Below are 20,669 nucleotides of genomic sequence, written 5' to 3' on the forward strand. Positions count from 1 at the left end.
GTTCTCTGTACTGGCTTAGAAAGTGCGCTGGAGCGAGACCGAGACAAAGTCCCGATCGCCGTGGAAGTTGTCGTAGGACAACTCCGGCACCGCTGTGTCGTACTTGATGACGGAACCGTCAGGACCGAAGTAGTGCGTGTAGTTCACGCTGGCCTGCCAGGTTTTCTGGTAATCGGCCTTGAGACCGAAAGTCATGTTGCCGCCGTTCTGCGCGGGGAACAGCGCGCCATTCACCGACGAGCGCCCGGACAGGCCGTAGCCCATGCCGATCGGCGCCTGCAGATCCAGCCCTGGTGCGACCTGGAAGTACTCGGGGGTGAAGATGAACTGCAGGGCACTGGCATCCCGGGTTGCCTCGGGATCGAGCTGCGCGGCGTTGTCGGTGATGCTCAGGCGGCGGTTCCAGGCGATCTCGCTGATCACCGAAGCGCCATCCCAGAAGGGCGTTTCGTTCAGCACGTTGATCAGCGACAGGTTGGCGTGCATGGTCCGGCCGACCGGGTAGGCCGCATTGTTGTCGCCATCCGCGCCGAAACTGGCGGGCAGGATTACCGTGTTGCCGGAGGCCACCAGCGGCATGTTGTCGCGGAACGACATTTCCCCGCCGACATTGGCTTCGCCGACCAGGGTGCTGAAGCTGAAACCCACGGTGCGGATTTTTTCGCCAAACACTTCCTCGTACTGGGCCACGTCCGGGTACACGTAGAACTGCGGCATCTTGTCGTGGAACTGCGCGGCATAAATGCCGTACTCGGTATCCCCGGCATTGAACTTGACCTGCATGCCGCCCTGGCCGGCGTCATCGGCCTCGATATCGCGGCCACGGTCAAAGCGAATCCCCGGGCCGAGGATCAGCGTCTCGCCCCCCTCGTCGACGAAGTCGGCAAAGCTGAAGTAGCTGCCCGCCGCCGGCAGGCGGTTCTTACGCCATTCCAGCTGGTAGTAGGCACCCACCGAGACCGTCTCGTTGATCTGCAGCTGGCCGGCGGTCTGGGCTATCGGGCGGAGGATTTCCTTGAACTGGGAGTTCGGCACCGACAGCGCCTTGATCAGGTCAAGCGAGGTCTGCGCCGCCGCGATGCCGTTGGAACCGAAGAACAGGCTCTCGCCATACAGCTGGGTAAAGCGCCCGGCCTTGAGGTTCAGCTGCATCTCGTTCGGGGCGAAACTGCCGTAGACGAAGGAGTCGAGCATCTCGGCCTTGCGCCCGTGGAGCTTCTCGGTATCGGAAGTGAATTCGTCGTAGGCAACCGTGTCCGAGTTGACCAGGGCGCCACCATAGGCCCCCGGGTTGTCGTTGGACTGGTTGTAGACATCGTCGTACCAGGCGGCGGCGCTGAGGCGCAGGCCGTAGTTGCGCTTGTAGCGCAGATCGAACTCGGACAGCAGGTCCAGGCGGTTGGAGATCAGCCCTTTGTCGAAGTTCTGGTCGCCATCGTTGGTGTTAGCCTGCACACCAATCGAGTTGTCGGCGATGTCGGCGTCGGTATCGCGCACACGCCAGGCGGCACTGTACTTGACGGTGTTGTCCCATGACGCGCGATAGTCCGGATTTCCAGTATCGAACTGGAAAGCCAGGGCTGTATCGGTCAGCGACAATCCGGCCAGCACGCTGATCGCCAGAAGCGACTTGCCGCTGCGCAGGAACGGTGGTCGGCAGTTACTTTCGTTCATATGACTCTCCTGGAAAATTTTTTGTTTTTTTAAATTTTCACTTGATCCGCCTTCCCGGTTTTCACTCGCGGGCAGCAGGCTTGGGGGTAAAGCTATTGCGCTGGAGAATTACCGTCCAATACCAAAAAAATGCCCGATCGATACCTCCTGGGTATCAATAACGCCGGATTCTCGATTAAGATTTCCCTTGAGTGCGCTGCCGTGGAGCCATCCATGCCCCATGCCGGAGCACTGCACCGGCCTGGAACGGCCGTTCTTGATGGGCCGCAGGCCCTGGCGCGGCGCCGCCGCGGCAAGCCCGGCGCAGTTGCTTGCGGCGCTGCGGAATGCCGGGCAAGCCGCCGCCGCAGGCCGGCATTGCAGCCCGCTATAGACGAAAGTTGAGTGTTGCCGGGTGCCTGGCCGCCATTAGAAGAGGGACTGCCGAGATGGATTTACGCCACATTCGCTACTTCATCGCCGTTGCCGAAGAGCTGAACATCCGCCGCGCCTCGCTGCGCCTGCACATCTCGCAGCCGCCGCTGACCCGGCAGATCCAGCAGCTGGAAGAAGAACTCGGCGTGCAGCTGTTCGTGCGCACCCCGCGCGGCATGGAACTGACCCCACCGGGCGCGCTGTTCCTCACCGAGGCGCGGAATATCCGCGCGGTGGTCGAACAAGCCACGGAGCGCACGCAACGCGCCGGCCAGGGCAAGCTCGGCCGGCTGGACATCGCCATCTTCGGCTCGGGGATTCTCGACACCATCCCCAAGCTGCTGCTGGAGTTTCGCAATGCCTTCCCTGACGTGAAAGTCATCCTGCACACCATGACCAAGGAGGCGCAGATCGAAGCCCTGCGCCAGCGCCGCATCGACGCCGGCTTCAACCGCTTTATCGAACCCTTCAGCGACATCGCCAACGAGATAGTGACCACGGAAAAACTGCTGCTCGCGGTCAACGAGGATCACGTGCTGGCCCGCGAGACCTGCGTGCCATTTCAGGCGCTGGCCGATCACCCGCTGATCCTGTTTCCCGCCGGCACCCGCAACAGCTTCCTGGACAAGGTGCTGAGCATGTGCCAGCAGGCCGGCTTCATTCCGCAAATTGCCCAGGAGGTCGGCGATACGCTGACCGGGGTGGCCCTGGTGGCGAGTAACTTTGGCGTCTGCCTGGTGCCCGAATCCGCCACCGTGCTGGCCCTGCCGGGCGTGGTCTATCGCCCGCTGAGCGATGTCCCGGGCAATACCCAGGTCGACCTCAACTGCATCTACCGGGCGGATGACCCGTCGCCGATACTCGAATCCTTCCTCGACACCGTGCGCAATTACCGCAACCGGACCCGCTAGCCCTGCTGGCGCCACGGCCAGGCGTGGCGCCGGCGCGTGGGGCCCGGTCAGGCCGCGTGCTGCCTGACCCAGGCCACGTAGCGCTCCATCCAGTGCTGCAGGAAACCCAGGCTGCCCGCGCCGATATTGCCGGCCGCATCGAACAGGCCATCCTTGACCTGGATGAAGGTTTCCGGCTGGCCCAGGGTCGGCACATCCAGATAGGCGAGGATGTTGCGCAGGTGCTGCTGGGCGAGTGCCGTGCCAATGGCGCCGACCGACACCCCCAGCACCCCCGCCGGCTTGCCGGCCCAGGCGTTCTGGCCATAGGGCCGCGAGGCATGGTCGATGGCGTTCTTCAGCACGCCGGGAAGCGAGCGGTTGTATTCCGGGGTGACGAACAGCAGGCCCTGCGCCGCCCCGATCTCGGCCTTGAGGCGCTTGACCGCGGCGGCCTGGTCGGCATCGTCGTCCTGGTTGTACAGCGGCAGATCACCGATCTGTAGCTGTTTGAAGCTGAACTCCGTCGGTGCCAGCCGGGCCAGGGCCGTGGCCAACTGGCGGTTGAAGGAATCCTGGCGAAGGCTGCCGACGATGACGGCTATCTGATACTGGTTCACGTTAATCGCCCTCCCGAGCTGCGGTGGATGACGGCCGCGGGCTTCTGCCTGCGCGGCGCTGGCGGCTGCCTGGTTCAACCCAGGCAGGCAGCAGGATACGCTGCACGTTTCAGCCTAGACCGTCGGCAAGCGCGCCGCCGCTTGATCCCGAGGGCAGAATGCCCGACCCTCCCCCACAGGCTTTTTCTGGAGTCCGACCATGGTTTCACGACGTTCGTTACTGCTGAGCAGCGCGGCTCTGGCCGGTGCTGCCGTGATCGCCAGACCGGGTGACCGTGGCGGACCCTATGACGACTACTTTGCCCGGCTGAACCAGACCCTGCGCAGCAATGCCATCGACCGCCCGGTGCTGGTCATCGACCTCGACCGCCTCGATCGCAACATCGACCGGGTAGTGCAGTCCGCAGCCATTGCGCCGGCCAGGACTTACCGGGTGGTGGTCAAGTCACTGCCCAGCCCGCAACTGGTCGACTACGTGGCCCGGCGTGCCAACACCCAGGCGCTGATGTGCTTTCACCGCCCCTTTATCGAAGCCATGGCGCAGCTGCGGCCGCAGGCCGACATCCTGCTCGGCAAGCCGATGCCGGTCAGCGCGGCACGGCATTTCTATGCCAGCCAGCAGGGCCCGTTCGATCCGGCCCGGCAACTGCAATGGCTGATCGACACTGAAGCCCGGCTGGCACAGTACCTGGAGATGGCCAAACAACTGGGCCTGAAACTGCGCATCAATCTGGAGATCGACGTCGGCCTGCGCCGTGGCGGTTTTGCAAGCCCGGAAGCGCTGCACGGCGTACTGAGCAGCATCCGCGACAACCCGCAGCACCTCGAATACGCCGGTTTCATGGGCTACGACGCGCACCTCATGGGCCTGCCGGGTTTTCTCGCCAGGCGCGAACTGCCGCAGGTCAAGGCGCGCTACGCAGCGTGCAAGGACTACCTGCAGGCACAGTTCCCGCAACTGCTCAGCGACCATCTTTGCTTCAACGGCGCCGGCAGCCCGACCTTCCGTTATTACGACGGCGACGCCCTGCTCAACGACATCTCCGCCGGCTCCTGCCTGATGAAGCCGACCCACTACGACCTGCCGATCCTCGACGACTTCGAGCCCAGCGCCTTTATCGCCTCGCCGGTGCTCAAGCGCCTGCAGGGCGGCCGCCTGCCGGCCATGGACGGACTCGGCCCGGTGCTGCGTGCGTGGAACCCGAACCAGGCGCAGATCTACTTCGCCTACGGCGGCAACTGGCTGGCCGAGCCCGAGTCGCCACCGGGCCTGCAGCCGAATTTCGCCTATATCAGCTCCAACCAGCAGGGTTACAACGCCTCGGATGCGGTGAACATCGGCGTGGACGACTTCATCTTCCTGCGCCCGACCCAGAGCGAAGCCGTGCTGTTGCAGTTCGGCGATCTGCTCGCCGTGCGCGGCGACCAGATCGAAGCGCGCTGGCCGGTGCTGCCGGCAGGGATCTGACTTTACGTCTGAGGCCTTTATCCGCTCAGGGTCTGTCTGCGCCGCAATCGACCGAGCTTGCAGGCCCAGTGTTATTTTTGGCACGATCGTACTACTATCCAGCAATCCATGGATACGAAATGCGGCCAATCAGCACACCTGTTCCAGCTGGTTTCGAACTATCAAAACACAGGCTCACTCGTTCGGAATAAAAACAAAAATGACTACTCATGACCGTGCAACCCCATTTCTCGACATCAGCCCCTACGTCAGCCTGCCCACCGACCTGCAGGGACCGCTGCAAGGTGACATCCGCGCCGATGTGGTGATCGTCGGCGGCGGCTTCACCGGGTTGTCCACCGCCCTCGCGCTGCACAAGGCGGGTGTCGAGGCGGTGGTGCTGGAACGCAGCTTCTGTGGTTATGGCGCCAGCGGCCGGAATGCCGGCCACCTGACCCCGACCATCTGCAAGGATCTGCCGACTGCCAACCTGCTGTTCGGTGCCGAAACCGCAGCCAAGCTGGTGCGCTTTGCCGACCACTGTGTGGAGAGCGCCGAACAGATGTTCGGCGAGTACGGCATCGACTGCGACTACCAGCAAAGCGGCAACATCATGAGCGTGGTGCATCCGTCGCAGGAGGCGCGCCTGCGCAAGGCCACCGAATCGGCGCGTGCGCTCGGCGCCAAGATGCACTTCATCGAGGCGGGCGAGATGCGCGAACGCGGCCTGCCCAAAGCCTTCCTCTGCGGTGCGCTGGAAGAAGCCGGCGGCACCCTTCACCCGGGCAAGTTCATCCTCGGTCTGCGCCAGGCAGCGTTGCAGCGTGGCATCCGCATCTATGAACAGACCGCAGTGGACCGCATCCAGCACGGCAAGCCGCTGCGCGTGATGACGCCCTGCGGCAGCGTCAGTGCCGACAAGCTGCTGATGGCCAGCAACGCCTATACCCCGGAGATCGGCAAGCCGGGCGAACGCATCGTGCCGCTGCACGTCACCCTGTTCGAGACCGAACCGCTGACTGACGAGCAACTGGCAGCCATCGGCGGCTGGCAGGGCCGCGAAGGCATCTACACCGCCCACGAAAGCATGGAGAGTTACCGCCTCACCGCGCAGCGCACCATCATCGGTGGTTCGAAGAATGTGCAGTATTTCTACGACTGCCAGCCACGCCGCCACGGTGGCGAAGCGGATGCCAGCAAGATGAGCGTGATCAACGCCTTCCGCGAGCGCTTCCCGGCACTGAGCGCAGTGCAGATCGCCCACTCCTGGGCCGGCTGGATCGGCATGACGATGAACTTCCTGCCGATTGTCGGCCGCTCGCCGGAACACCAGAGCTATTACTACAGCGTCGGTTACAACGGCCATGGCGTGGCGCAGGCCTCCAGCATGGGCGCCCTGCTCGCCGACCAGATGCTCGGCAAGGCCAACCCGTGGCACGCGGTGATCTGCCGCAAACCGGTCTACCTGCCACCCGGCCCGCTGCGCTGGCTGGCGGTGAAAGGTCTGCTCGGCGTGGTCAACGGCATCGACCGGCATATCGACCGCAAGATCCGCCGCGAGGGTATTGGCCGCTAAGGCTTTTCCTGCGCTATCCGTGGCGCAACCCTGGTCATGGCCGCGCCACCCTGTCCTTGTAGGAGCGCTGACCGCGCAAAAGCTCGCGCCGGGGGCGGCGCTCCTACAAAATCGCGCTGCCGGCAACAGGCATGTAGCCTGAGCGCAACCCCTTCCGCACAAGGAACCCCCCATGCGCAAAGTCATCCTGGTCACCGGCGCCTCCTGCGGCTTCGGCCAACTGATCGCCGAGCATCTTGCCGCCCGCGGCCACCAGGTGTTCGGCACCAGCCGCCGCGCCCTGCCGGACACGGGCCAGGTGCGCATGCTGGTGCTGGATGTCACCGACGAGGTGCTGGTCGAACATGCGGTAGCGCAGGTGATCGCCGAAGCCGGACGCATCGACGTGCTGGTCAACAATGCCGGCGTCGGCCTGTGTGGCGCGGTCGAGGACACCAGCCTGGCCGAAGCCCAGTGGCAAATGGACACCAACTTCTTCGGCCCGGTGCGCATGATCCGCGCCGTGCTGCCGCAGATGCGCGCCCAGGGCAGCGGCCGGATCATCACCGTCAGCTCGCTGGCCGGGCTGGCCGGCCTGCCCTTCCAGCCCTTCTACAGCGCCAGCAAGTACGCCATCGAAGGCCTCAACGAAGCGCTGCGGCTGGAACTGAGCGGCAGCGGCATCGACGCCACCACCCTCAACCCCGGCGATTTCAAGACCGGCTTCACCGACGCCCGGGTGCTTGCCCAGCACGCGCGCAACGGCGTGAATGCCGCACAACTGAATACCACTGTGGCGATCTACGAACGCGATGAACAGCAAGGTGCCGACCCGCGCCAGGTGGCCGAACGGGTCGCACGCCTGGTCGACAAACCCTCACTCGACGTGCGCTACCCGGTCGGCGCCCTCGGCCAGCGCGCCGGAATCTTCCTCAAGCGCCTGATCCCGGCGCGACTGTTCGAGCGGCTGATGAAAGCCACTTACTCAATCAGGTAAGCGCACAAGCAGTCGTGCCCGCCGGCACAGGGTGGGAAACTGCGCAGCATTTCCCGCCACAGCGGTTCATTCCCCGGTCAACTGCCGGCACATCTCATGGATGACAATGCCTTCGATCGCCCGCAACAGGTGTATCTCCCCTGCAAGCGTTGCTCAGACCTCCGGTTGCACCAGGGCGAGTTCGGCATTCTGCTGTTCGACTTCCGCCAACAGTGCCCTGGCCTTCGCGGAAGGCTGCCGACCAGCCTGGTAATGATGGTTCTGGCTATAGCGGTCTTGATGCCCAGACTTTCGCCGGCACTGAGCAAAACCTGCCAATTGATATCGGCAAGCCGCTCAATCCCGTTGACTGGCCAGGCCACAGGGTTGCCTGGCTGGGCCATCTGTCCTGATCAAATGCCCTGGTGCCGTAGACCGCCGTGCACAGCAAGTCGCAAAACGGCGCCAGGTGCACCGTGCGTCCAGCTATCAGGAAACTGAGGTCCTTCAAGTGAGGGCAAAAGGGGTCGGAGTCAATTATTTTGTGGTTCTCATCGTGGGGAATTGATTAAAAATAAATCACTCCGACCCATTTAGCTTTTTTCGAGCTGAGTGGAACGGTAACTTTCCACGGCATGCCCGATCGATGGGAAGTGGTGGCTGATGATGCTTTGTTCCAGCCCCAGGGATTTACGCCGCTCCATCAGCTCGGTCATGCGCCCGGCGAGGACCAGCTCCGCGCCCTGTTCGCGCAGGCTGCGGGCCAGCTCATCGACCGTGCAATACCCGGTAATGTCGAGGTGAGTGACCGGCAGTGTGTCGAGCACGAACCACTTCAGGGAAGGGCCGGCCGCGTTTATCGCCGCTTGCGCCTGTTGCTTGAAATGGGACGCATTGAAGAACACCAGCGGGGCGTTGAAGCGGAACAGCAACAGCCCGGAATCAGTCTGCGCGGTTGGATGACGCGCGACCGAGTGATAGCCGCGCAGGCCTTTGACCTTGCCGAGTATCTCGGCACTGGGTCTCGCGCTCAGGTGAACAAAGTGCAATAGCGCCAAGACCACTGCCACCACGATGGCTTTGATGGCACCCACCCAGATGACGCCGAAGGTGGCAAACAGGCAAAGGGCAAATTCAAAGCGGCTCAGGCGGTAGAACTGACGCAAGGGTCGCAGATCGAGCAGCGACAACGAGGCCATGATCAGCACGGCACCCAACCCCGCCATCGGGATGTAGCGCAGCGGATCAGACAGAAAGACCAGCACCAGGGCGATGGACGCTGCTGCAACCAGCCCGGTCATCTGGGTGCGGCCGCCGGATGCATCGGCCATTGCGGTGCGCGAGTCGGCACCGCTGATGGCGAAACCTTGCGAAACGGCCGCAGCAATATTCGCCGCGCCGAGCGCTGCCATCTCGCGGTCGGCATCGATTTCATAATGATTCTTCGCGGCAAAGCTGCGCGCCGTCAGGATCATGCTGGTGAAGGTGATCAGCGCCAGACCCGCCGCCGGGCCGGCCACCATTTCGATCTGCTCGAAGGAAAAACTGGGCAAGCGCAGCTGCGGCAAACCGGCCGGAACCGTACCGACCACCGCCACGCCGAGCTCATCCAGACCGAACAGCGCCACCAGCAGGCCCGAGCCAACCAGCGCCAGCAAAGGTGCTGGCAGGCGCGGCAACCAGCGTTTCGCGACCCCATAGATGGCCAGGGTCACCAGGCCCACCGCCAGTGTCGGCCAGTGGATATGATCGATCTTGCCGGCCACCTCCAGCAACTTGGGCAGGATGCCGCCGGCATCGATGGAAAAACCGAGCAGTTTGCCGAGCTGGCCGGCCAGGATGTACAGCGAGATACCGTTGAGGAAACCCACCAGGATGGGCCGGGACAGGAAGTCCGCCAGCGCGCCAAGGCGCAGAAAGCTGGCGGCGATACACATCAGCCCGGCGAGCGTGGTCATCAGCATGGTCAGCGCCAGGTAAGTCTGCGCGTCACCGGCCGCCAGCGGCGTAACCGCTGCGGCAACCAGCGCGCAAGTGGCCGCATCCGGGCCCACCATGAGTTGCCGCGAAGTGCCGAACAGCGCGTAGATGAACAGCGGCAGGATGCTCACATACAAACCGACCACCGGGCTGAACCCGGCCAGCAGCGCATAGGCGACACCCACCGGCAGCGCCACCGCCGCCACCGACAGACCGGCAATCAGGTCATGCGGTAAATCGGCACGCCGGTAACCCAGCAACGCCGGCAAACCCGGAGCAAAGCGCGCCAGCCAACCGGTCAGCGACTGCGCAAATGAGGCGTTGTGGTTATCCACTGGCGGTTTCTCAATCAAAGGGGGCGGCGCGAACTATTGTACGTATCCCGGGGAAACACATGACTCGATTTGCAAGCGATCCAGTCACAAGTAGCCCCCTGCTGAATGCAACACACAAGTGCGAGGTTCAGCCATGCGCAAACCGCTGCAACTGCATTTCCTGCAATCGGCTGAGGGTGCGGCGGAAGGCGAAAGCCAGGTAGCCCTCGGTGTACAGCTCGGTCAGCGGCACGGCGGCTTCCAGATAGAGCGGTACGCGGCGGTCGTAGCATTCGTCGACCAGGGCGATGAAGCGCCGCACGCTGTCGTCGTGCTGCGACAGGGACGGCAGGTGGCGGTCGCCCGCTTCTATCTGCTCGACGCCATCCTCGGTGCCGCGGGCGATGCGGCCGGGGCGCTGGCTGGCGCTCAGGTTGGGCACGTCGCTGAGGAAGATGGCGCTATAGCGGTCGCACAGGTCGATGAAGTCCAGCGCCGACAGCGGCCCGCTGCACAGGTCGGCGAAGCGGCACCAGAGCAGTTGTTCGCTGCGCTGCACCACCTGGACTTGCCGATGGCCCAGTTCGATCGGTGTGGTGCTGGTGGTCTGGTCGCTGCTCAGGCGCTGAAACGTGGCGGCCAGCTGGCTGTCAGCGCCGTCCAGTTGCACCCAGTAACGCGGCTGGGCGACGCCCGGATGCTGGCGATGGTCCTGGCCGCCGTCGACACCCAGCACCTGCATATGCTGCTGAATGGCGGCGATGGCCGGAGCGAAGCGCTCGCGGTTGAAGCCGTCGGCATACAGCTCTTGCGGCGGCTGGTTGGAGGTGCACACCAGCACCACGCCTTCCTCGAACATCACCTGAAACAGGCGGCCGAGGATGATGGCGTCGCCGATGTCGTTGACGAACAATTCGTCGAAACACAGCACGCGCACCTCGGCGGCCAGTTCACGGGCCAGGGCGCGCAGCGGGTCGGGCGTGCCGGTCAGCTCGAACAGGCGGATATGCACCCAGCGCATGAAGTGATGGAAATGCTGGCGCCGCGCCGGCACCTTGAGGCTCTGGTAGAAGCGGTCCATCAGCCAGGTCTTGCCGCGCCCGACCGGCCCCCACAGGTAGACGCCGCGCGGCGGTTCGCCATCGCCCTGCCGGTGCAGCGCCTCGTAGCATTGCTGCAGGCACTGCGCGGCGCGCAGCTGAAAGTCATCCGGGCAAAAACCCTGCTCGGCAATCGCGTGGTGGTAGGCAGCGAGGGGTGAGGCAGCATTCATGCAGTGAGCGGGCCTTTGGGCTGGGCGCGTAGTGTAGGCGCTGCCTGCCTTGCGAACCAAACTCGGGCGCCGGCTGAGGTGCTGGGTAGCGGTAGCCAAGACGGTTGATTGCGGCCGGGAATCGATGGGTATCGCAGGCTCAACCCATCCTACGAAGGCTGCGCGCTCCCCCTCTCTCCCCTATTGATCCGGCCCGAATCAACTGTGAAGCACTACACCGCATGCAGGAGTCAGCTTGCTGGCAATCAGGCGGGCGAAAAGCATCGCCAGCAAGCTGGCTCCTACACAAAATCAATCTATCTGCCGGTTTGGCCTTACAGTACGTAGCGGCCGATGGCGACGAAGTGCAGCAGGCTGCCGGCCATGACAAACAGGTGCCAGATGCCGTGCCAGTGGCGGAAGCGGCTGTCGTAGACAAAGAACACGATGCCCACGGTGTACAGCACACCGCCGCCGGCCAGCCAGGCAAAACCCACCGGGCCGAGGGCGGCGAGCAGCGGCTTGACCGCTACCAGCACCACCCAGCCCATCAGCGCGTAGATCACCAGCGAGAGCACCCGCGCCTCGGAGCGTGGCTTGATTTCCTGCAGCATGCCGAGCAGCGCCAGGCCCCAGACCGTGCCGAACAGCGACCAGCCCCACGGTCCGCGCAGGGTGACCAGGCAGAACGGCGTGTAACTGCCGGCAATCAGCAGGTAGATCGACAGGTGATCGAGCTTGCGCATCACCCGCTTCGCCCTGCCCTTGACGCTGTGATAGAGGGTCGAGGCGCTGTACAGCAGCACCAGCGTCACACCGTAGATGGCCGCGCTGACGATCTTCCAGAGATCGCCGCTGTGGCCGGCCAATAGCAGCAGCCACAACGCGCCGAGTACGGCCAGCAGCGCACCGACCAGATGGGTCCAGGCGTTGAAGCGTTCACCGTGGTACATGCCGTTCATTCCTTGTTCGGACAATCGCTCGGCGCATCATAGCGCTTCGATCGCAGGGCTGACCCGCGCGGGCAGCCTGTTGATGCGGCACTTAACTTAATTGGCAGGAGCGGCGCCCTCGCCGCGATGGGGCCGGCGTCGGGCCGCCAGGCAAAGGCACAAGCTCGCGCCGGGAGGCGGTGCTCCTGCAGGCGCCATGACTATTCAACGGCCGGATCAATGCTCGTCGCGCGCCAGCAGTGCCTGCAGTTCTGCGCTCAGCGGCATCGGCGCAAAGGCACTCACCCGAGCCCGCCCGGTATTGCCCAGCGGCACCCAGATCAGGGAGAACAGCACGGCGGCGAGGATGCGCGGCAGCTGCCCCGCCACCTCGCGGTAATCGCCGGTCTGCCAACCGCAGCGGAGCATCAGCCAGTGCGCCCGGGCATGCCGCAACGGCAGGCGCTGGCTGAGGATGTGCGCGCGTTCCAGCCAGGGCCAGGCCGCGTCGGCCTGGCCGGCGCGCATGGCCTGCCGGGCCTGGGCGAAGGCCTGTTCGATGGCTGCCTGCAAGGCGTTGTGCATGTGACTCTCCTGTCGATTCGGGCGCTGGGTGGGCACCTTTTGCGCTGCCTGGTTTAGTGGGCTGAAGCCCACCCTACGCCCAGCCTACGCCACCCAAAATCGGGCTGCCTGCAGCACCTATTTGCGCAGCAGGCGCAGGCCGTTGAATACCACCAGCAGGCTGACACCCATGTCGGCGAACACCGCCATCCACATGCTGGCCTCGCCCACCACGGTGAAGCCGAGGAACAGCGCCTTGATGCCCAGCGCCAGCACGATGTTCTGCCGCAGGATGCGCACGGTCCGCCGCGACAGGCGGATGAAGGCCGGGATCTTGCGCAGGTCGTCATCCATCAGCGCCACGTCGGCGGTTTCGATGGCGGTGTCGGTGCCGGCCGCGGCCATGGCAAAGCCGATTTCCGCCTGCGCCAGCGCCGGGGCATCGTTGCTGCCATCACCGACCATGCCGACCACGTGGCCATGCGCCTGCAGGGCCGTGATGGCCTGCAGCTTGTCCTCGGGCAACAGGTTGCCGCGTGCTTCGTCGATGCCGACCTGGCCGGCGATGGCGTTGGCGGTGTGCGGGTTGTCGCCGCTGAGCATCAGGGTCTTCACGCCGAGCGCGTGCAGCTGGCTGATCGCCTCGCGACTGCTGGCCTTGACGGTGTCGGCCACCGCAAACAGGGCCAGCGCGCGCTGCGCATCACACAGCAGCACCACCGACTTGCCCTGCTGTTCCAGTTGTTCCAGGGTGCTTTGCAGCGCCGGCGGACAGAGTCCCAGCTCTTCCACCAGGCGCTGGTTGCCGAGCTGGTAATCGGTGCCCTCGATGCGGCCCCGCACGCCGCGCCCCGGCAGCGCACTGAAGTGCTCGACCGCCAGCGGGCTGCCCGCTTCGGCTTGGCTGATGGCCTGGGATACCGGGTGATCGGAGCGCCCGGCGAGGCTGGCGGCGACCCGCCGGAAGTACTCGGCATGCTCCGCCTGCAGCGGCAGGTAGTCGGTCTGCACCGGCTTGCCGTGGGTCAGGGTGCCGGTCTTGTCGAGGGCGAGAAAGTCGAGCTTGTGGCCCGCTTCCAGATAGACCCCGCCCTTGACCAGGATGCCCTTGCGCGCCGCGGCGGCCAGGCCGCTGACGATGGTGACCGGGGTGGAAATGACCAGCGCACAGGGGCAGGCCACCACCAGCAGCACCAGCGCACGGTAGATCCAGTCATACCAGGGCGCGGCCAGCAGCAGTGGCGGCAGCACTGCGACGGCCAGGGCCAGGGCGAATACCGCCGGGGTGTAGATGCGGGCGAAGCGGTCGACGAAGCGCTGGGTAGGCGCACGTGAAGCCTGCGCCGCCTCCACCGCATGAATGATCCGCGCCAGGGTGCTGTTGTCCGCCGCGGCCAGCACACGGAACTCCAGCGCGCCGGCCTGGTTGATGGTGCCGGCATACAGCGGGTCGCCCGGGCCCTTCTCCAGCGGCAGGCTTTCACCGGTGATCGGCGCCTGATCGACCGTGGAATGGCCAGTGGTCACCTCGCCATCCAGTCCGATCCGCTCGCCGGGACGCACGCGCACCAGCGCGCCGATGCCGATGTCCTGCAACGCGGTCTCCAGCCAGCTGCCATCGGCCTGCTGCACGGTGGCCTGCGGCGGCGACAACGCCATGAGGCCGCTGATGGCATGCCGCGCGCGCTCCAGCGAACCGGCCTCGATCAGTTCGGCGACGGCAAACAGCACCATCACCATGGCCGCCTCGGGCCACTGGCCGATCAGCACGGCACCGGTCACGGCGATGCTCATCAGCGCGTTGATGTTCAGGTTGCGGTGCTTCAGCGCGATCCAGCCCTTGCGGTAGGTGCCCAGGCCGCTGCCGAGGATGGCCAGCAGCGCCAGCGCGGCCACCAGCCATTCCGGCGCCAGTTGGGCAAAGTGCAGCAGCTCGGCGCCGAGCGCGGCAACCCCGGCCAGGGCCAGCGGCCACCAGGGCTTCTTGCTCGCTGGCAGGGCTGTCGCCGCCCCGCCCTCGGCCTGCGGTACGCCGGAAAAGCCCAGTTCGCCGAGTGCCGCCAGCACCGCCGGCAGCACACCCGCCGCGTGCTGCACGGTCAGCACGCGCTGCAGCAGGTTGAACTGCAGGGTGGCGATGCCGGGCATCCCAGCGAGCTTGTTGCGGATCAGCTGCTCTTCGGTCGGGCAGTCCATCTGCTCGATGCGCAGGCGGCTGAGCTGCAGGCCAGGCAAAGGCACAACCTCGGCAGGGCTGCCGGTAACGGTGGCTGCCGGGCTGCAGCGGGATCCCTTGGCGGGCAGTGTGTCTGGCGCTTGAGCGCCACAGCGAGTACTCATGAATGTCTCCTCAGTGCTTCCTGTTGCCAAGTGAACACCCTGAAGCCACTATAGGGTCAAGCCCTTGGTGCAGACAATTTTGATGAAAATCGGTGAACTGGCCAGACTGGCCCATTGCCCGGTGGAAACCGTGCGCTACTACGAGCGTGAAGGCCTGCTGGCGGCCCCGGCGCGCAACGCGAGCAACTACCGCCTGTATGGCAGCAGTCACCTGGAGCGGCTGAGCTTCATTCGCAACTGCCGCAGCCTGGACATGACCCTGGGGGAAATCCGCCGCCTGCTGACCCTGCAGGACAACCCGGGCGCCGACTGCGGCGGGGTCGACGAACTGGTGGACGAGCACATCGGCCATGTGCAGGCGCGCATTGCCAGCCTGCAGGCGCTGCAACAGCAACTGCTCGAGTTGCGCCAGCGCTGTTCCAGCGGGCGTGGCGTGGCGCAATGCGGAATCCTGCAGCAACTCGGCAGCGTGGCCGGCAACGCCGCAGGCGATGCCGAACCCAGCCATGTCGGCAAGAGCCACCGCCACTCCTGAGCGGAAGGCCAACTGCGCACAGCAGGCCAAAGCAAAAGCTCGCGCCGGGGGCGGCGCTCCTACAGGGGCCGTGCGCCTGCACCCGCCTGCGCCAGCCGCTAACCCGGTGGGCGCTGCCGCAGGTCAGTGGCGGATGCGTTCGCTTTGCGGGTCGTACAGCGGCGCCAGCGAGGCGGTCGCCTCGACCAGTTGGTCGTTGACCTCGACCTCGAAGCGCCGATTGCGCAGCAATTCGGCGGTGATGCCCTCCTCCAGCTCGATCACGCCCAGGCCGACCGCCGCGCCGAGTGTGTGGCCGTAGGCGCCGGAGCGCATGTAGCCGACGTAGCGGCCGTCGCAGCGGATCGGCTCCTGGCCGAGCAGCAGCGGCTGCGGGTCGTTGAGCAGGAACTGCAGCAGGCGCTTCTTCAGCGGGCCGCCCTGCTTCTGGGCCAGCAGCACGTCGCGGCCGATGAAGTCGCCCTTGGCGAAATCGACGACAAAGCCCAGGCCGGCTTCCAGCGGGGTGTCGGTGTTGTCGATGTCCACGCCGAAATCGCGGTAGCCCTTCTCCAGGCGCAGGCTGTCCAGCGCCATCAGGCCACCGTGCACCAGCTCGACGCCCTGCGCCGCGCAGCCGTCGAGCAAGGCGTCGTAGACGGTGTGGCTGTACTCGGTCGGGATGTACAGCTCGTAGCCCAATTCGCCCATGTAGGTGATGCGCACCAGCAGCACCCGCGCATAACCCAGTTCGATCTCGCCACTGCCGCGGAAGGGCACGCTCGCGGTCGACAGGTCGGCGCCGCTGATGGCCTGCAGCAGTTCGCGCGACTGCGGCCCCTGCAGGCTGAGCAGGGTGTAGGCCGAGGTCACGTCGGTCAGCGTGCACTGCTCGTCCGCACCGGTGTGCTGGCGCAGCCAGCTGGGGGTGAAGCGCTGCAGCAGGTCGCCGGTGACCAGCATGAACTGCTGCTCGCCCAGGCGGGTGATGGTCAGGTCGGCAACGATGCCGCCCTGGCGGTTCAGCCACTGGGTGTAGATGTTGCGCCCGAGCGGGATCGACACCGAGTTGGCGCTGACGCGGTTGAGCACGCGCTCGGCATCGCGGCCCTGGACGATGAATTTGCCCATGAACGACTTGTCGAACAGCGCCACGCTTTCGCGGGTGGCGCGGTGCTCGCTGGCCGCGCAGGCGAACCACGGCTGGCGCCCGTAGCGGTATTCCACCGCCGGCATCTGCCCGTCGCCGGCGAACCAGTAGGGCATTTCCCAGCCGCCGAGGCTGACGAAATAGGCGCCGCGCGCCGCATAGCGCTCATGCAGGGCCAGGCGCCGCACGTTGCGGCCGCTCTGGTGCTTGAAGTTGGGCAGGCCGGCATGGTTGAAGATGTAGCCGAGGCTGTGCGGGATGCGTGCGGCGAGGAAGTGCCGGGTCGACTCGTAGCGCTGGGTGCGCGCCAGGCTGATGCCGGTCATGTCCTGCGAGGCATTGCCGTGGACGATCTGCTCGGCGAGCAGGCGACCCATGCCACCGGCCGAGAGGATGCCCAGCGAATTCAGCCCGCTGGCCACGTACAGGCCGTCCACTTCCGGGCTTTCGCCCATCAGGAAGGCGCCATCCGGGGTGAAGCTTTCCGGGCCGCAGAAGAAGCTCTTGATGCCCGCCTGGTTCATCACCGGGAAGCGCTTGAAGGCGTGTTCCAGGTGCGGCGTCATGCGTTCCCAGTCCGGCGGCAGGTGCAGAAAGCTGGCGTCGTCGGCAATCCCCTGCGGACACCAGCTGGCGCCCTGCGGCTCGAACAGGCCGAACAGCAGGCCGCCGCTCTCCTCGCGCACGTAGGCGTAGGCATCCGGATCCTCGACCACCGGCAGGTCCGGATGCACCCCGGCCAGCGGCTCGGTCAGCAGGTAGTAATGCTCGGCGGCTTGCAGCGGCACCGACACGCCGATCTTCGCCCCCAGCTGGCGCGACCACATGCCGGCGGCCAGCACCACCACCTCGGCCGTGATGGCGCCCCGGTTGGTCTGCACGCCGCTCACCCGCTGGTTCTTCAGCATGAAATCGGTGACCTGCACCCCTTCGATAATCCGCACGCCCTGCAGGCGCGCCCCGCGGGCCAGCGACATGGTCAGGTCGACCGGATTGGCGCGGCCATCCGATGGGGTGTACACGCCCGAGACCAGGCCGGCGGTTTCCACCAGCGGGAACAGCTGGCCAATCTCCGCCGGGCTCAGCTCGAACTTGTCCAGCCCGTGCAGGCGCGCGAAGTTGACCTCGCGGCGCTGGGTTTCGCGACGCGTGGCGTTGCTGGCCAGGTGCAGGTGGCCGATGCGCTTGAAGCCGGTGGCCAGGCCGGTCTCGGCCTCCAGGCGCTCGTAGAGCTGGCGCGAATACTGCTGCGACCACAGCAGGGTCTCGCTGGACATGCCGGCCGAGGCGATCAGCCCGGCGGCGTGCCAGGTGGTGCCGGAGGTCAGCTGGTCGCGCTCGAGCAGCACCACGTCGGTCCAGCCCAGCTGGGCCAGGTGATAGGCGATGCTGGTGCCGATCACACCACCACCGACGATGACCACGCGCGCGTGGGTGGGGAAGCCGTTACTCATGCCAGGCGCCTTCGTGAACATAATTAACTAAATGTTCATGAACTTTACAGGCATACTGTTCATCCGACAAGCCGGCGCAGCGTGCCTGCACCGCCGGCAATACCCCATAATCAGTGCCCCTGCGCAACGCGAGCCGAGCATGAACAGATCCGCCACCGAGGCCCTGGCCCAGACCATCCGCGACCTGCGCACGCGCCGGAAAGTCACCGTGCGGCAGCTGGCGGAACAGATCGGCCGCTCGATCGGCTTCATCTCGCAGATCGAGCGCGGCCTCTCGCAACCCAGCGTGGAAGACCTGCTGGCGATCAGCCAGGCGCTCGGCGTGCCCTTCACCTACTTCGTCGAACCGGCGCACGGCCCGCAGCATCCGTGGATTACCCGGCCCGGCGCGCGACGCACCCTGGGCTACGCCCGCGGGGTCAGCGACCAGGTGATTTCGCCGAACCTGTCGAGCCAGCTGATCCTGCTGGAAACCCGCCTCGAAGCGGGGGCGGATTTCGGCGAACGCAACCTCATCGACAGCGCCGAACAGGCTGGCTACGTCCTCGAGGGCGAGCTGACCCTGTGGGTCAACGACGAGGAACTGCGGGTCCGTGCCGGCGACGGCTTCCAGATCCCCGCCGGCGTGCCCTGCCGCTGCGCCAACCAGAGCACGGGCATCACGCGGGTGGTGTGGGTCTACAGCTAGGAGCCTGCCGGATAGTTGAATCGGGCACATGCACCCGGGCGTTTATCAACAAGCAATCTAATGTCCCGGCCAAGGGTTACTAACCTTCTTCTTGCAATAACCATTGTGTAGTTCGACCCGCGAAAGCGGTGGCAACTGCCCCTCTCAGAAGTACGTTGTTGAGTCCGGCGCCCGTTCACGCAAACGAGGAAGCTGACATGAATGACAAGCTGCTGATCGGAATCGGCCTCTGCCTATGTAGCGCGCTGGTGCAGGCAGACTATCTGGATGTAATCGACGTCAAGCTGAAACCCGCCTGCACCCTGAAGGACTTCATCGCCCTGAACAAGGAAATGAACGAGTGGGGCAAGCCCTACAACATGACCGGCGAGGTGGTCACCTCGATCTTCAGCGATGCACCCAACAGCACGGCCTGGGTCGGCCGGAGTCCCGACGCGACCTCCTTCGGCAAGGCCTGGGATGCCTGGCGCACGGCCCGCGACAAGGGCGAGGCACCGGTCAGCAAGCTGAATGCGCGCTGGGTCGAATGCACCGAAATATTGTACCGCCGCGCGTTTGACAGCTACTGAGCCGAGCCGTGCAAGGAGCACACGCATGAACGCCCTGCCTGAGCCTTACGCCATACCCCTTGCGCAGCTCGACCCGAGCGACGGGCGCTTGTTCCAGGATGGCCGGCATCTGGCCTATTTCGCCCGCCTGCGCGCCGAGGACCCGGTGCATTTCGTCGACAGCGCGCAGTTCGGTCCGTACTGGTCGATCACCCGCTTCGACGACATCGTGTTCGTCGATACCCATCACGAGCTGTTCTCCTCCGAGCCGCGGATTGTCATCGGCGATCCGCTGATCGACTTCACCCTGCCGATGTTCATCGCCATGGACCCGCCACGGCATGACCGGCAACGCAACGTGTTTGCCCCGGCCGTGGTGCCCAGGCAGCTCAGCGAGTGGGAAGCGCTGATTCGCACGCGGGTGCAGGGCGTGCTCGACGGCTTGCCGGTCGGCGAGACCTTCGACTGGGTCGATCGCGTGTCGATCGAGCTGACCACCATGATGCTGGCCACCCTGTTCGACTTTCCCTTCGAGGAACGCCGCCTGCTGACCCACTGGTCGAATGTGGCGACTTCCGGGCCGATCGTCGGCTGTACGGCGATGTCCGAGGAGGCGATCCAGGCCGAGCTGCTGGTCTGCCTGGAGTATTTCAGCCGCCTGCGCGACGAGCGCGCGCAACAGCCGCCGCGCATGGACTTCATCTCGCTGCTGGCGCACAGCCCCGAGACCCGCGAGCTGGCACCGCTGGAGTTCCTCGGCAACCTGGTGCTGCTGATCGTCGGCGGCAACGACACCACGCGCAACACCATGAGCGGCAGCGTCTATGCGCTGAACCGCTATCCGGAGCAGTTCGCCAGGCTGCGCGCCGATCATTCGCTGATTCCCGGCATGGTTTCGGAAACCATCCGCTGGCAGACCCCGCTGGCCCACATGCGGCGCATCGCCACGGCGGACGTGGAACTGGGCGGCAAGACCATCCGCAAGGGCGACAAGGTGGTGATGTGGTATGTCTCCGGCAACCGCGATGACGCGGTGATCGACCACCCCGATGAATTCATCATCGACCGCGCCAATCCGCGCCACCACCTGTCGTTCGGCTTCGGCATCCACCGCTGCATGGGCAACCGCCTGGCCGAGATGCAGCTGCGCATCCTCTGGGAAGAACTGCTGGCGCGCTTCAGCGACATCCAGCTGGCCGGGGCCGTGCAGCGCGTCGAATCGAACTTCGTGATGGGCTACAGCCAGCTGCCGGTCCGGCTGGTGGCTGCGTAGGCTGGGCGCAGGCGTAGGGTGGGCGTACCACCGATATCGGCCCGCGCTTTATGGTGGGCTGAAGCCCACCTACGCCCACCCTGC

General features: G+C 65.3%; 16 protein-coding genes. 8 read left to right on the top strand and 8 right to left on the bottom strand.

The genetic code is table 11. The features are described from left to right. Positions 1-15: 15 nt before the first annotated feature. Positions 16-1,674 (bottom strand): DUF1302 domain-containing protein, encoded by a 1,659-nt coding sequence (locus tag ISX93_RS03495; protein ID WP_195777325.1) that lies wholly within the window; start codon positions 1,672-1,674, stop codon positions 16-18. 428 nt (positions 1,675-2,102) lie between these two features. Between ISX93_RS03495 and ISX93_RS03500 the strand changes: the two genes are divergently transcribed. After that, complete coding sequence (locus ISX93_RS03500; RefSeq protein ID WP_195777326.1) at positions 2,103-2,999, top strand: LysR substrate-binding domain-containing protein; 897 nt, start codon at positions 2,103-2,105, stop codon at positions 2,997-2,999. A gap of 47 nt (positions 3,000-3,046) precedes the next feature. On the opposite strand, the gene ISX93_RS03505 is transcribed toward ISX93_RS03500, so the two are convergent. Then, complete coding sequence (locus ISX93_RS03505; RefSeq protein ID WP_195777327.1) at positions 3,047-3,598, bottom strand: NADPH-dependent FMN reductase; 552 nt, start codon at positions 3,596-3,598, stop codon at positions 3,047-3,049. Between the two features lie 199 nt (positions 3,599-3,797). On the opposite strand from ISX93_RS03505, the gene ISX93_RS03510 reads away from it, so the two are divergent. From ISX93_RS03510 to ISX93_RS03520, 3 genes are all read left to right on the top strand, one after another. Then, complete coding sequence (locus ISX93_RS03510; protein WP_195777328.1) at positions 3,798-5,066, top strand: alanine racemase; 1,269 nt, start codon at positions 3,798-3,800, stop codon at positions 5,064-5,066. Between the two features lie 199 nt (positions 5,067-5,265). Next, positions 5,266-6,621: an NAD(P)/FAD-dependent oxidoreductase gene (locus ISX93_RS03515; RefSeq protein WP_195777329.1), complete on the top strand. Its 1,356-nt coding sequence runs from the start codon at positions 5,266-5,268 to the stop codon at positions 6,619-6,621. A 172-nt stretch (positions 6,622-6,793) separates the two neighbouring features. After that, the gene (locus tag ISX93_RS03520; protein ID WP_195777330.1) at positions 6,794-7,597 is read left to right on the top strand and encodes an SDR family oxidoreductase; all 804 of its coding nucleotides are present in this window, start codon (positions 6,794-6,796) and stop codon (positions 7,595-7,597) included. Positions 7,598-8,169: 572 nt separating this feature from the next. Here ISX93_RS03520 and ISX93_RS03525 read toward each other — a convergent pair. From ISX93_RS03525 to ISX93_RS03545, 5 genes are all read right to left on the bottom strand, one after another. Next, positions 8,170-9,891 carry a SulP family inorganic anion transporter gene (locus ISX93_RS03525; protein WP_219840983.1) on the bottom strand — a complete coding sequence of 574 codons (1,722 nt, stop codon included), beginning with the start codon at positions 9,889-9,891 and terminating at the stop codon, positions 8,170-8,172. 127 nt (positions 9,892-10,018) lie between these two features. Beyond that, a complete protein-coding gene (gene zapE, locus ISX93_RS03530; RefSeq protein ID WP_195777331.1) occupies positions 10,019-11,143 on the bottom strand; it encodes a cell division protein ZapE in 1,125 nt (374 codons plus the stop codon). Between the two features lie 314 nt (positions 11,144-11,457). Continuing rightward, positions 11,458-12,075 carry a PAQR family membrane homeostasis protein TrhA gene (gene trhA, locus ISX93_RS03535; RefSeq protein WP_195777332.1) on the bottom strand — a complete coding sequence of 206 codons (618 nt, stop codon included), beginning with the start codon at positions 12,073-12,075 and terminating at the stop codon, positions 11,458-11,460. Between the two features lie 216 nt (positions 12,076-12,291). Next, a complete protein-coding gene (locus ISX93_RS03540) occupies positions 12,292-12,639 on the bottom strand; it encodes a DUF3703 domain-containing protein (RefSeq protein WP_195777333.1) in 348 nt (115 codons plus the stop codon). A gap of 117 nt (positions 12,640-12,756) precedes the next feature. Continuing rightward, positions 12,757-14,958, bottom strand: a complete 2,202-nt coding sequence (locus ISX93_RS03545; protein ID WP_195777334.1) for a heavy metal translocating P-type ATPase — start codon at positions 14,956-14,958, stop codon at positions 12,757-12,759. Positions 14,959-15,040: 82 nt separating this feature from the next. Between ISX93_RS03545 and cadR the strand changes: the two genes are divergently transcribed. Then, complete coding sequence (gene cadR, locus ISX93_RS03550; protein ID WP_195777335.1) at positions 15,041-15,493, top strand: Cd(II)/Pb(II)-responsive transcriptional regulator; 453 nt, start codon at positions 15,041-15,043, stop codon at positions 15,491-15,493. Between the two features lie 123 nt (positions 15,494-15,616). Here the strand turns inward: cadR and ISX93_RS03555 are convergent, their stop codons facing one another. Then, positions 15,617-18,076 carry an FAD-dependent oxidoreductase gene (locus tag ISX93_RS03555; protein WP_195777336.1) on the bottom strand — a complete coding sequence of 820 codons (2,460 nt, stop codon included), beginning with the start codon at positions 18,074-18,076 and terminating at the stop codon, positions 15,617-15,619. Positions 18,077-18,215: 139 nt separating this feature from the next. On the opposite strand from ISX93_RS03555, the gene ISX93_RS03560 reads away from it, so the two are divergent. The 3 genes from ISX93_RS03560 to ISX93_RS03570 all read left to right on the top strand — a co-directional run bounded on the left by ISX93_RS03560 (position 18,216) and on the right by ISX93_RS03570 (position 20,585). After that, the gene (locus tag ISX93_RS03560; RefSeq protein ID WP_195777337.1) at positions 18,216-18,764 is read left to right on the top strand and encodes a helix-turn-helix domain-containing protein; all 549 of its coding nucleotides are present in this window, start codon (positions 18,216-18,218) and stop codon (positions 18,762-18,764) included. Positions 18,765-18,961: 197 nt separating this feature from the next. After that, a complete protein-coding gene (locus ISX93_RS03565; RefSeq protein ID WP_195777338.1) occupies positions 18,962-19,333 on the top strand; it encodes a hypothetical protein in 372 nt (123 codons plus the stop codon). A 25-nt stretch (positions 19,334-19,358) separates the two neighbouring features. Continuing rightward, on the top strand, positions 19,359-20,585 hold the full coding sequence (locus ISX93_RS03570) for a cytochrome P450 (RefSeq protein ID WP_195777339.1): 1,227 nt from the start codon (positions 19,359-19,361) through the stop codon (positions 20,583-20,585). Positions 20,586-20,669 lie beyond the last annotated feature (84 nt).

It is taken from the genome of Pseudomonas sp. N040 (assembly GCF_015637705.1).
In the GTDB taxonomy this organism is placed as follows: Bacteria; Pseudomonadota; Gammaproteobacteria; order Pseudomonadales; family Pseudomonadaceae; genus Aquipseudomonas.